Origin of the sequence: Streptomyces sp. MK7 (genome assembly GCF_032658145.1) — a bacterium.
Lineage (GTDB): Bacteria > Actinomycetota > Actinomycetes > Streptomycetales > Streptomycetaceae > Streptomyces > Streptomyces spiralis.
Map to the genome: position 1 here is coordinate 16306 of NZ_JAVACL010000067.1, position 11145 is coordinate 27450.

An 11145-nucleotide genomic window follows, 5' to 3' on the forward strand; every position below is an offset into this window, starting at 1 on the left:
CTCTCGGGTGGGAGCAGGGCGGTTGTGTCGAAGACGCACTGGTGAACCGCCCTGCAGGGGATGCCGGTACTGTTCCAGCGCACCCGGCTCACCGGGGGACGAACGGCTGGCCGATACCGGTCAGCAGCCGGTAGCGGCCACGCGCCGCCTCGGCCGGGACATACATGAGGAGGCGAACCTGTGCTGGAGTCCCTGGGCCTGGACGATGCGACCGAGCGCACCTACCGCCATCTGCTGGCTTCGCCGCCACTGACCGCGACCGAAATGGCCAGGCATCAGTCCTGCGGCACGGCACAGGCCCGCCGCATGCTCGACGACCTGGTCGCGGCGGGCCTCGCGGTCCCCTCGGCGGGACGACCCACCCGCTACGCCCCGCTGGATCCGCGCATCGGCCTGGCCGCTCTGATCCGCGCCCGCCGTCTGGAGCTGGAGCGCGCGGAGGCCGCGCTGGACGCCTACGGCGCCGAGTTCAACGAACGCAAGCTGAACTCCGATCCGAGTGGGCTGGTCGAGATCATCGAGGGGCCGACCGCAATCACCGACTGGTTGACCGCGCTGATGGCGGGCGCCGAGCACGAGGTGCTGTGCTTCGACGCCCCGCCCTACCTCACGGCTGACGCGAGTGCGTTGCAGTCCGAGGAGGACCTGCTGGCCCGTGGCGTGCGGGCACGGGCGGTCTACTCGAGCCAGGTGCTGGCCATCCCCGAACGCGCGGAACTGCTCCAGCACCTCGTGCTCCTCGGGGAACAGGCCCGGGTGCTGCCCCATGTGCCCCTGAAAATGCTGGTCTTCGACCGCCGCGATGCCGTCGTTCCGCTCACCGCCGGCGTCGACGGCCTGCGCAGTACCGCCGCCCTGGTCCACCGGTCACCGCTGTGCGACGCCCTGGTCGACCTCTTCGAGGCGAGTTGGCAGCAGGCCACGCCCGTCTTCGGCAGCGAGGCCCGGGAGACGGACGACCATCCCGACCTCAGCGAGGCGGAGCGTGCTCTGCTCCACTTGCTCCACGCCGGACTGAAGGACGAGACCATAGCCCGCCAACTCGGCCTCAGCGAACGCACCCTGCGCCGCCGGATCACCGACCTGACCGTCCGCCTCGGGGCGACGAGCCGGTTCCAGGCGGGCGCGCAGGCAGTTCGCCGCGGGTGGCTCTGATCCCCGTCCGGGATGGTTGACAGCGCCGGGAGCGCCCGGCGGGGATGGCTGACAGAGAACCCAAGGTGGCGAACTCGGCGTGCTTCCGCGACGAGGCCGCGGCCGGACGTGTCGGGAACGGGCGGCCTCGTGCGCATCGCGGTCCGGGTTCAGTTGGCGCGCAGGCGTGCCAGCGTCGCGTCGAGGTCGGCCTTGCTGGGCCGGTTGTAGGGGAGCTTGGCGAGCATGGCGGCCATGCCGCAGGTGTTGGTCACCGCGGAGAAGACCAGGCCCCCGGCGATGCCGGCGGACAGCAGTCGGAAGGCCGGGTGGACGAACTCGCCCAGTGCCAGGCCGAGCAGGACGACCGATCCGGCGGTGAGGCGGGCCTGGCGTTCCATGCCCCAGGTGGCCTTCGTGCTTCCCTCGGGACGGTGCAGAGGATGGCCTTGGGCCGCCCGGGCGCCGGTGCCGCCGGCGAGCGTGGCTGTGTGGATGCCTGCGTCCGCGAGTACGCGGCAGGCGTTCTCGGAGCGGGTGGGGGTCTCGCGTGGTGTCGGTGCAGAGCAATGATCAGCGGCTGCTGGAGCGCATCTTGGAGGACCAGCATCGTAAGCTCGCGCCGGACAAGAGCCGGGACGACTTCTTCACGTTCTTCGCCGCGGACAAGGCTCTGCAGGACTGGGACCTGGACAACGACGAGATCATGGACGGCATCGTCGACGGTGCGCACGCTCTACCCGCTGGCGGCCATGTCCGCCTACACCCTCACACGCCTACGGCAGCCGTCGCCGCGGGACCTCCTCAACATCGATCTCGACCATCTCGGCGATGACTTGATGTTCCGCATGACAGGAACTCTGGACCAGAACTTCAAGAGCGTTCTGCGCCGTAACAAGGCCGGCGGCGTGGACCGGATCGCCCGTACCGCCGACTTCACCACCAAGATCCGCCAAGCCGTAGTGTCCCAGAGCCGCTATCACATCGAGGGCTGAGCGTTCCGGCGATCTCACCGCCAGCCAGTCTTGGTCCGAACCTCGCGCATCTCGCACCTGTGCCGCCGTTGGAGGCCAACCCGGCCGGTGGGCTTCCTCGGGTCGGCCACTTCAACAGGGGCCCGGAAGGACTGAGAACGGTTGACTCGGTGAGCCCTGCGGTCGTCGGGACGCAGTGGAAATGGAATGAGAATGGCCATAGTAGGTCGTTTGGACGGGGAGGTGGGCGGCACTGGTCCACGCCGAGCCGTGCGCAATGCTGCGACGCCCACGGTCTGGCGCTACTGCGGGGCTCTTGCATCTGGATGAAGCGGCCGTGCCAGGTGTGATACCAGACCTCGCCGGTGGTCGCGTTGACGGAGAGCATTCCGACGATGTGGGTGTCGCGCAGGGTGTGCAATGTGTAGTAGCCGGGGAATTGGTCGGGTTCGGCGGCGGGCAGACCGGTGCGGTGCTCGCTCAGCCAGCCGTCGGCGATCCGCACCGCCTGGTCGGGCCCGATGGCTGCGGTACCGGTCGGCTCGGGGACTCGCATCATGCCGTAGGAGGTGTTCCACATCATGGCCGGGCCGAACTCCAGCTGGACGATGCCGCTGCCCGGGTCGACGATGACCTCGGTGGCGCGCTTACCGCCGCGGTCCAGAAGCTCGGCGTAGTATCCGGGGTCTCTCGTGGTGGCTGCCAGCCGCTATGACTGCTGTCGCGACCGGCAGGGTGCTGCACGAGGCGGATCACCGCCCACACGAGGAGGCCGAGCGGCACGATCCACACCAGGGGCATGAAGGCCATCCAGGCCCAGCCACCGCCGCCCCTCTCCGCGCCGAACCTCTCGGCCTGGGCCCGCATGTTCGCCATCAGGCCCGGGCCGTCGATGCCCTCGGGGAAGCCGGGAAAATTCTCGACCTCGGTCGTCGTGGTGAGCGCACCGCCCACGAAGATCGCGCCGCCAAGACGAGCGGCTTGAGTTCGGCGCGGGCGGTGTAGAGGGCGGCGGTGTATCCGGCAGGGCCGGAGCCGATGACGATGACCTCGCGTATCGCGCTGTCGGTCACTGAGGTCACGCCTCCTGCTGGGCGTCGATCTCGGCGATCAGTCCCTCGATGCGAGTCTTGATCTCGTCGCGGATCGGGCGGACGGCCTCGACGCCCTTGCCGGCCGGGTCCTCCAGGGCCCAGTCGAGGTACTTCTTGCCGGGGAAGATCGGGCAGGCATCACCGCAGCCCATGGTGATGACGTAGTCGGACGCCTGGACGGCCTCGGTGGTCAGGATCTTCGGCTTCGCCTCGGAGATGTCGATGCCGACCTCCTTCATGGCCTCGACTGCGGCGGGGTTGACCTGGTCGCCCGGGATGGAGCCGGCGGAGCGGACCTCGATTCGGTCACCCGCGAGGTGGGAGAGGAATCCGGCGGCCATCTGCGAACGCCCGGCGTTGTGGACGCAGACGAACAGCACAGAGGCGAGCGGGCTGGAGGACATTGGTTCTTCCTTCGTAAGTGGATCAAGAGGGTGGGGGGAGTCGGTTTCAGGTGCTCGGCAGCGAGTCGAGCAGCTGGGTGATGTGGGCGTCCATCTCGTCGCGGATGCTGCGGACGACGGCGATCGGCGCACCCTCGGGATCGGTGACGGGCCAGTCCAGGTAGCGGCGGCCGGGGACGATCGGGCAGGCGTCGCCACAGCCCATCGTGATGACGATGTCGGCGGCCTGCACGACCTCGTCCGTGAGCGGCTTGGGGAAGGCGTCCGTCAGGTCCACCCCGGCCTCGGTCAGTACCTGGGCGACGACCGGTTCGACCGCGGCCGCCGGGTGTGTGCCCGCCGAGGAGACGACCATGTTGCCGTTCACCCGGTGGGCGAGGAGGGCGGCGGCCATCTGGGAGCGGCCGGAGTTGTGGCTGCACACGAACAGCACCCGCGGCAGGCCACTGCCCGGCGCCCCCTGAACATGCGCAAGCGCGTCCAGCCGCTCCGTGGCCAGGTGCTCCGCCAGCACCACAAGGTGGGTACGGATGCGGGCGTGCTCGGCGAGCCGTTCGTAGGAGTCGATGATCAGGCGCTGGATGGTCTCCGGGGAGAAGTGCCCGCGGTAGCGGACGGCGAGGCGGGCGATGCCGGCCGCGAGGCGTTCGTCGGGCAGGACAGGGGGCGGGGACGCGGTCATGGGAACCCCTTCGGGGCGTGGGTCCCTTCGGGTGTGGGGATGCGGGTCCCAGGGATCAGCCCAGGCTGGTATCAGCTCGGAGTGATGTGACAGTATCAGTCCATGCTGACGTCAGTCGACACTGATCTGTTGCGGGTTCTGGCCGACCCGCTCCGCCTCCAGATCGTCACCTTGCTTGCCAAGGAGACACTCTGCAGCACGCACCTGATCGAGGAGACGGGGGCCAGACAGACCAACCTCTCCAACCATCTGAAGGTGCTGCGCGAGGCCGGGGTCGTAGAGACGGAGCCGTGCGGCCGGTTCACCTACTACCGGCTCAAGCCCGACGTCATCGCCTCGCTTGCCGGTCAGTTCGTCGACCTCGCGGAGACCGCGCGCGCCACCGCCGAGAACAACGTCAAGCGGTCCTGCCCCTGAATTTCCCGGCGCCCGTCCATCGCCGCGTCCCGTCGCCGTCCCCGCACGCACCGAGGAGTCCTGTTGACCGCCACCGAGGCCACCGAGCACGACAGAAGCGGGGGAGCTGTAGCTCCTGCCGCTGAGCCGCAGCCAGCCCCGGGGGCCACCCCGCCCCAGACTCCTCCGCTGCTCGCCAAAGCCGCCGCCGAACTGGTCGGCACGGCGGCGCTCGTCGCAGTCGTGGTCGGCTCCGGCATCCAGGCCACCGAATTGACCAAGGACGTCGGGCTGCAGCTGCTGGCCAACTCCACGGCCACGGTCTTCGGCCTGGGCGTGCTGATTGCCCTGCTCGGGCCGGTCTCCGGGGCGCACTTCAACCCCGTGGTCACCCTGGCCGAGTGGTGGACCGCCCGACGCGGCGCCGGTGGCGTCACCCTGCGCGAGGCTGCCGTGTATGTGCCCGCGCAGGTCGTTGGCGCGATCGCGGGTGCGGTCCTGGCGGATGCGATGTTCGGCGAGCCGTTGGTGAAGTGGTCCACGCACGACCGGTCGGCAGGGCATCTGCTGCTCGGCGAGGTCGTCGCCACGGCCGGTCTGATCTTGCTGATCTTCGGTCTGGCCCGCACCGACCGCCTGCGCTTCGCGCCCGTCGCGGTTGCGTCCTATATCGGCGCCGCGTACTGGTTCACCTCGTCCACGTCCTTCGCCAATCCGGCGGTGACCATCGGCCGCGCCTTTACCGACACCTTCGCGGGCATCGCACCCGGCTCGCTCGCCGGTTTCATCAGTATGCAACTCGTCGGCGCCGTGGTCGGGTTGGCGCTGGTCGCCCTCATCTTCATGCCCGGCCGGGAAGCCACCGAGTGACGCGCACGTCCCAGGTGGTGGTGATCGGTGGCGGCCAGTCCGGGCTCGCCGCCGGCTACCATCTGCGCCGCCTGGGCCTCGACTTCGTCATCCTCGACGCCCAGACCACTCCGGGCGGTGCCTGGCAGCACGCCTGGGACTCGCTGTCCCTGTTCTCGCCGGCCGCGTACTCCTCGCTGCCTGGCCGCCTCATGCCACCGCAGAGCGGCACGACGTACCCCGACGCGCAGCATGTGGTGGAGTACCTCGCCGACTATGAGAAGCGGTACGAGCTTCCCGTCGAGCGAGGCGAGCGTGTCCTCGGCGTCCACCGGGACGGCGGGCTCCTGCGTGTGGAGACCGACTCCGGCACCTGGCGCGCCCGTGCGGTGATCAGTGCGACCGGCACCTGGTGGCGCCCCTTCCTCCCCGCTGTCCCAGGCCGCGGGGACTTCGGCGGCCGCCAGCTGCACACCGTCGAATACCGGCGACCGCATGACTTCGCCGGCCGCCGCGTGATCGTGGTGGGCGGCGGCAACTCCGGCGCCCAGATCGCCGCCGACCTCGCCTACGACGCCGAGCTGACCTGGGCGACCCGGCACCCGCCCCGCTTCCTGGCCGACGACATCGACGGCCGCGCCCTCTTCGACGCGGCAACCGCCCGCCGCCGCGCCCTCGACGAGGGGCGCGCCGACACCGGCGGCGTCGCCTCGCTCGGCGACATCGTCGCCGTCCCACCCGTCCGCGAAGCCCGCGACCGCGGCCTGCTCAAGGCGAGCCCGATGTTCACCCGCCTGGTCCCCGGCGGCGTCGAATGGGCGGACGGCACCCGCGCCGAGGCCGACACCATCATCTGGTGCACCGGCTTCCGGCCCGCCCTTTCCCACCTCGCGCCGCTTCAGCTCCGAGGCCGATGCGGCTACATCGCCACCGCCGGCACGCGCGCGGCGGACGAGCCACGCCTGCACCTGCTCGGCTACGGCGACTGGACCGGCCCGGCCTCCGCCACCCTCATCGGCGTCGGTCGACCCGCACGGGAGGCGGCTCGCGAGATCGCCGGCCTGCTCACGTAAGCGCCCAACTCTGGCTCAGCAGCCGGACAGCGAGGACCATCATCCTTCTCGGGTATCCAACCGTAGCCGAACCCGAGGAATGAACGGGACGGGACGGCAGCCATGGACGAGCGATGCCCACTGGACCGGCAGGCCGCTCACGCCGAGCTGGAGCGCGTCCGTGCCGACTTCCACCGCCTGCTCGCGGCGGTGAGCGACGCTGACCTGCGCCGTCCGACGGACGGGACACGGTGGACCAACGAGCAACTGCTGTTCCACATGCTCTTCGGCTACATGCTCGTCCGCGTGCTCCTGCCCCTGCTGGGAGTCGTCGCCAGGCTGCCGCGCCCCGTCGGCAGGACGTTCGCCGGTCTGCTCAATGCCACGGCCAGACCGTTCCACGTCATCAACTACGTCAGCTCCGTGCTCGGCTCGCTCTACTACGACCACCACCGTATGGGAGCCAAGATGGACCGCACCCTCGCTGCCCTGCACCGGCACATGGACCACGAGAGCACAGCCTCCCTCAGCCGCGGCATGCACTACCCGCCCCGCTGGGACCCCTTCTTTCCCAACTGGATGACGCGCGCGGAGCTGTACCGCTATCCCACTCAGCACTACGACTTCCACCGCGCCCAGCTCACCCTGGGCCGCGGGCACGCTTGACGGCTGCGGGCAGCATCGGTTTCGGCCGCCACGGGCAGGGCCGCGGTCAGACGACGAGGCTGCTGCGGCGTTCGATGAGGACGACGTCGCGCCAGCGGCCGTGGTGGCGGCCGATGCGTTCGCGGGTGCCGATGATGCGGAACCCGGCCCGCTGGTGCAGTGCGAGACTGGCGGTGTTCTCGGGGAAGATGCCGGACTGGATGGTCCAAATCCCGGCCGCCTCAGTGGAGTCGATCAGCGTCTTCAGCAGGACAGAGGCCACTCCGCGGCCTCGGGCGACGGGAGCGACGTAGACGGAATGCTCGACGACACCGGCATAGGCACAGCGGTCGGAGACCCTGGTGGCGGCGACCCAGCCGAGCACCATCCCGCGCTCGTCGACGGCCACGAAACGGTGCTCTTGAAGCTTCGCGGTGTTGAACGCCTGCCATGTCGGGGCCGTCGTTTCGAAGGTGGCGTTGCCCTCATCGATGCCTGCCCGGTAGATCGCCAGGACCTCGTCGGCGTGCGCGGCGGCCATCGACGTGATGGCCACATTGGTCGAGCCCGACATGGTCACGGATCCCCCTCGCTCCGGTCGCTGATCAGGCCGTGGCCGGCGTGAAGGTGAGCAGCTTGCCCATGGCGGCCAGTACGGACGGCTCGACCCGGTAATACACCCAGGTACCGCGCCGCTCCGAGGTCAGCAGACCGGCCTCCTTGAGCTTCTTCAGGTGGTGGGAGACGGTCGGCTGGGAGACACCGACGTCGGAGATGTCGCACACGCACGCCTCACCGCCCTCGTGCGAGGCCACCGCCGAGAACAGTCGCAGTCGCACCGGGTCGCCCAGCGCCTTGAACATCCGCGCGGCCGTCTCGGCCTCCTCCGCGGTGAACGGGCGCTCGGTGAGCGGTGGGCAGCACGGCGCCATGGCGTCGGCAGCTTCGGGCTCTATCAGCGGGAGCACCTTCGTGTTCGACATGCATCTATGTTGACACATGTCGAAGCAGGTGGTCGAGGGTGATGACTTGGCCGCGAGCAAGGCAAGGCCGGACGCCGCGACATGCGGGTGACTCCCCAATGGTGCTGCGCATGCCCACCGTGGTCTGATTCGGCAGATGTCTATGTTGACGCTTGTCGAATCAGGTGCCATGCTGGCCGGGCAAGCCATCGACGGACGTCGAAGCAAAGGGGAACCTCGTGAACGCGCCCACCAACGACCAGCTGCCCGTTGTCGTCATCGGTGCCGGTCCCGTCGGTCTGGCCGCTGCCGCCCATCTCGTCGAGCGCGGTCTGGAACCGCTGGTCCTGGAGGCCGGCCCCTCCGCCGGTACGGCTGTACGCGACTGGTCGCACGTCCGGCTGTTCTCGCCGTGGGCCGAGGTCAGTGACCCGGCGGCCGAGAAGCTGCTCGCCCCCACCGGCTGGGTCCGCCCCGATGGCGCCGCCTACCCGACCGGCGGTGACTGGGCCGAGCAGTACCTCCAGCCGCTCGCGGACGTCCTCGGCGACAAGGTGCGCTACGGCGCCACCGTCACCGGCGTAGCCCGAGCCGGCCGGGACCGGATCGCCGACGCCGACCGCGACGAGCAGCCCTTCACCGTGCACATCCAACTGGCAGACGGCCACGAGGAGCGGATCAGCGCCCGCGCCGTCATCGACGCCTCCGGCACCTGGTCCATCCCGAGCCCGACGGGCGCCAACGGCCTGCCCGCCCTTGGCGAGAAGGCAGCCGCCGACCGTATCTCCTACCGCGTCCCCGACCTGAAGGACCCGGCCGTCCGCGCCCGGTACGCGGGCAAGCGCACCGCCGTCATCGGCTCGGGCGCCTCCGCCTTCACCGCGCTCGCCTACCTCGCCGACCTGGCCAAGGAAGAACCGGGCACGCACGCCGTGTGGATCCTGCGCCGGGGTATCGGCGCGAACACCTTCGGCGGCGGCGAAGCAGACCAGCTCCCCGCGCGTGGCGCCCTGGGCCTGCGCGCCAAGGCCGCCGTCGAGGCCGGCCACGCGTCCGCAGTGACCGGCTTCCGTACACAGGCGGTGGAACGCGACGGTGACCGGCTCGTCCTGATCGCCGAGGACGGCCGCCGTCTCGACCCGGTCGACGAGGTCATCGTGCTGACCGGCTTCCGCCCCGACCTGTCCTTCCTCTCCGAGGTCCGCCTCGGCCTCGACGAACGCCTCCAGGCCCCGACCGCCCTCGCCCCGCTCATCGACCCGAACGTCCACTCCTGCGGCACCGTCTACCCGCACGGCGTGGGCGAGCTCTCCCACCCGGAGAAGGACATCTACCTGGTCGGCATGAAGTCCTACGGCCGCGCACCCACGTTCCTCGCGATGACCGGCTACGAGCAGGCCCGCTCCATCGCCGCCGCCATCGCCGGCGACCGGGAGGCCGCCGAACGCGTCGAACTGACCCTGCCCGAGACCGGCGTGTGCGGCGGCGCCGGCCTCTACGACGACCCCGACGCCGCCCAGAACGGCGAAGGTGGAGGCTGCTGCGCGGCCCCGGCCACCCTGCAGATCGGCCTCGGTGCCCCTGCCTCTTCGGGTGGTTGCTGAACCGCCGATGGACGACGTCCAGGTCAGCGAGGCTGCGATCGGTACGGGGGACCGGTCGCTGCGTCGCGCCGCCTTGCCCGCGCTCTGCGCCACGCAGATCACCAGTTGGGGGATCGTCTACTACGCGTTCCCGGTCCTCAATTCCCGCATCACCGCAGACACCGGTTGGTCGACGACCGCCACCACCGGTGCCTTCTCCACCGCCCTCATCGTTTCCGCGCTCGCCGGGATACCCGTCGGTCGCATCCTCGACCACCGGGGACCACGCGCGGTGATGACCACTGGCTCCGTCATTGGGGTGGCGTCGATACTGGCCATCGCACGTGCCCCGAACCTGGCGGTGTTCACGGTGGCGTGGCTCCTGGCGGGGCTGTCCATGGCCGCCACGTTCTACCAGTCGGCCTTCGCGGCCCTCACCCGTTGGTGGCGAGAGGACCGTGTCCGTGCCCTCACGATCGTCACGCTCGCGGGTGGGCTGGCCTCAACTGCCTTCGCGCCCCTGACGGCCGCTCTTGCCGAACACTTCGGCTGGCGCATCACCTACCCCGTTCTCGCGGTGATCCTCGCCGCGGTCACCGTCCCGACCCACGCACTCGCCCTGAGGGCCCCGTGGCCCCCGGCCCCGCCGTATCGCACACAACACATCAACGACAGCAGGCCAGTAGCCCGCAGTCGCCCCTTTCTTCTGCTCGCTGCCTCCCTCACCCTTAACGGCTTCGCGATGTACGCCGTCGTCATCGCCCTTGTACCGCTCCTGACCGAACGCGGCGCGAGCCCGACTGCCGCGGCATGGGCTCTTGGTCTCGGAGGCGCGGGCCAGACCCCGGGCCGTACCCTCTACGCCGCCGTCGCCCGCCGCACCGGCGTCACCGCCCGCACGGTCACACTGATCGCCATGGGCGGCGCCACCACGGGCGCCCTTGCCGTCGTCCCAGGGCCCTCCCGCTCCTGCTCGGCCTGGCGGTCACGGCCGGGATGGTCCGCGGCAACCTCACCCTCCTCCAGGCCACCGCCGTGACCGACCGTTGGGGCCCTACCCACTACGGTCGCCTTTCCGGTCTCCTCGCCGCTCCCGTCACGACTGCCGGTGCACTCGCCCCCTTCGCCAGCGCAGCTCTCGCGGGAGAACTCGGTGGGTATCCGGCGCTCTTCGGACTGCTTGCCGCAGTCTCGGTTGCCGCCGGTGTGCTGGCTGCGGGGTGTGTCTGACCAAAGCCTGTAGTCGGAGGCGCGGCTCAGGCGAAGACGAGAAAGCGGAACTCATTGCGTTTGTGGGCGAGTGGCTCGCGGCCACGGCTGAAGTAGAGCTTGCTCGTGAGGAGAACCGTCCAAGTTCACCTCTGAAGAGG

At 70.0% G+C, this 11145-nt stretch carries 12 protein-coding genes and 2 pseudogenes; 8 read left to right on the forward strand and 6 right to left on the reverse strand.

Going from position 1 to position 11145, the window contains the following annotated elements; genetic code table 11:
* Positions 1-180 precede the first annotated feature (180 nt).
* A complete protein-coding gene (locus tag R2S09_RS37125) occupies positions 181-1155 on the forward strand; it encodes a helix-turn-helix domain-containing protein (protein WP_306188060.1) in 975 nt (324 codons plus the stop codon).
* Positions 1156-1304: 149 nt separating this feature from the next.
* Here R2S09_RS37125 and R2S09_RS37130 read toward each other — a convergent pair.
* Positions 1305-1670: pseudogene (locus tag R2S09_RS37130) on the reverse strand (DUF2892 domain-containing protein); the annotation flags it as partial.
* Between the two features lie 189 nt (positions 1671-1859).
* On the opposite strand from R2S09_RS37130, the gene R2S09_RS37135 reads away from it, so the two are divergent.
* Positions 1860-2129, forward strand: coding sequence for a hypothetical protein (locus R2S09_RS37135; RefSeq protein WP_316745585.1), 270 nt, complete (start codon positions 1860-1862; stop codon positions 2127-2129).
* Positions 2130-2942: 813 nt separating this feature from the next.
* Here R2S09_RS37135 and R2S09_RS37140 read toward each other — a convergent pair.
* The 3 genes and pseudogenes from R2S09_RS37140 to R2S09_RS37150 all read right to left on the reverse strand — a co-directional run.
* A pseudogene (locus R2S09_RS37140) lies at positions 2943-3181 on the reverse strand (NAD(P)/FAD-dependent oxidoreductase); the annotation flags it as partial.
* A 5-nt stretch (positions 3182-3186) separates the two neighbouring features.
* On the reverse strand, positions 3187-3606 hold the full coding sequence (locus R2S09_RS37145; protein ID WP_316745586.1) for an arsenate reductase ArsC: 420 nt from the start codon (positions 3604-3606) through the stop codon (positions 3187-3189).
* Positions 3607-3652: 46 nt separating this feature from the next.
* Positions 3653-4288, reverse strand: coding sequence for an arsenate reductase ArsC (locus R2S09_RS37150; RefSeq protein WP_316745587.1), 636 nt, complete (start codon positions 4286-4288; stop codon positions 3653-3655).
* Between the two features lie 102 nt (positions 4289-4390).
* Between R2S09_RS37150 and R2S09_RS37155 the strand changes: the two genes are divergently transcribed.
* The 4 genes from R2S09_RS37155 (at position 4391) to R2S09_RS37170 (ending at position 7251) form a co-directional block, all read left to right on the forward strand.
* Positions 4391-4705 carry a helix-turn-helix transcriptional regulator gene (locus R2S09_RS37155; protein ID WP_306188053.1) on the forward strand — a complete coding sequence of 105 codons (315 nt, stop codon included), beginning with the start codon at positions 4391-4393 and terminating at the stop codon, positions 4703-4705.
* A gap of 63 nt (positions 4706-4768) precedes the next feature.
* The gene (locus R2S09_RS37160; protein WP_306188051.1) at positions 4769-5554 is read left to right on the forward strand and encodes an MIP/aquaporin family protein; all 786 of its coding nucleotides are present in this window, start codon (positions 4769-4771) and stop codon (positions 5552-5554) included.
* The gene (locus R2S09_RS37165; protein ID WP_316745588.1) at positions 5551-6606 is read left to right on the forward strand and encodes an ArsO family NAD(P)H-dependent flavin-containing monooxygenase; all 1056 of its coding nucleotides are present in this window, start codon (positions 5551-5553) and stop codon (positions 6604-6606) included. The genes R2S09_RS37160 and R2S09_RS37165 overlap by 4 nt, the downstream gene beginning before the upstream one ends.
* A gap of 102 nt (positions 6607-6708) precedes the next feature.
* The gene (locus R2S09_RS37170) at positions 6709-7251 is read left to right on the forward strand and encodes a DinB family protein (protein ID WP_306188048.1); all 543 of its coding nucleotides are present in this window, start codon (positions 6709-6711) and stop codon (positions 7249-7251) included.
* 46 nt (positions 7252-7297) lie between these two features.
* Here the strand turns inward: R2S09_RS37170 and R2S09_RS37175 are convergent, their stop codons facing one another.
* Positions 7298-7804 carry an N-acetyltransferase family protein gene (locus R2S09_RS37175; protein ID WP_316745590.1) on the reverse strand — a complete coding sequence of 169 codons (507 nt, stop codon included), beginning with the start codon at positions 7802-7804 and terminating at the stop codon, positions 7298-7300.
* Positions 7805-7835: 31 nt separating this feature from the next.
* Complete coding sequence (locus R2S09_RS37180; protein WP_306188044.1) at positions 7836-8213, reverse strand: helix-turn-helix transcriptional regulator; 378 nt, start codon at positions 8211-8213, stop codon at positions 7836-7838.
* Positions 8214-8431: 218 nt separating this feature from the next.
* Between R2S09_RS37180 and R2S09_RS37185 the strand changes: the two genes are divergently transcribed.
* Both R2S09_RS37185 and R2S09_RS37190 read left to right on the forward strand, forming a co-directional pair.
* A complete protein-coding gene (locus R2S09_RS37185; RefSeq protein WP_316745589.1) occupies positions 8432-9796 on the forward strand; it encodes an FAD-dependent oxidoreductase in 1365 nt (454 codons plus the stop codon).
* A gap of 148 nt (positions 9797-9944) precedes the next feature.
* On the forward strand, positions 9945-10814 hold the full coding sequence (locus R2S09_RS37190; RefSeq protein ID WP_399145529.1) for an MFS transporter: 870 nt from the start codon (positions 9945-9947) through the stop codon (positions 10812-10814).
* Positions 10815-11145 lie beyond the last annotated feature (331 nt).

Excerpts from the sequence above, each read along its gene's own strand:
- R2S09_RS37155 (WP_306188053.1), top strand. The coding sequence starts at position 4,391 with ATGCTGACGTCAGTCGACACTGATCTGTTGCGGGTTCTGGCCGACCCG.
- R2S09_RS37180 (WP_306188044.1), bottom strand. The coding sequence starts at position 8,213 with ATGTCGAACACGAAGGTGCTCCCGCTGATAGAGCCCGAAGCTGCCGAC.
- R2S09_RS37170 (WP_306188048.1), top strand. The coding sequence starts at position 6,709 with ATGGACGAGCGATGCCCACTGGACCGGCAGGCCGCTCACGCCGAGCTG.
- R2S09_RS37175 (WP_316745590.1), bottom strand. The coding sequence starts at position 7,804 with ATGTCGGGCTCGACCAATGTGGCCATCACGTCGATGGCCGCCGCGCAC.
- R2S09_RS37145 (WP_316745586.1), bottom strand. The coding sequence starts at position 3,606 with ATGTCCTCCAGCCCGCTCGCCTCTGTGCTGTTCGTCTGCGTCCACAAC.
- R2S09_RS37150 (WP_316745587.1), bottom strand. The coding sequence starts at position 4,288 with ATGACCGCGTCCCCGCCCCCTGTCCTGCCCGACGAACGCCTCGCGGCC.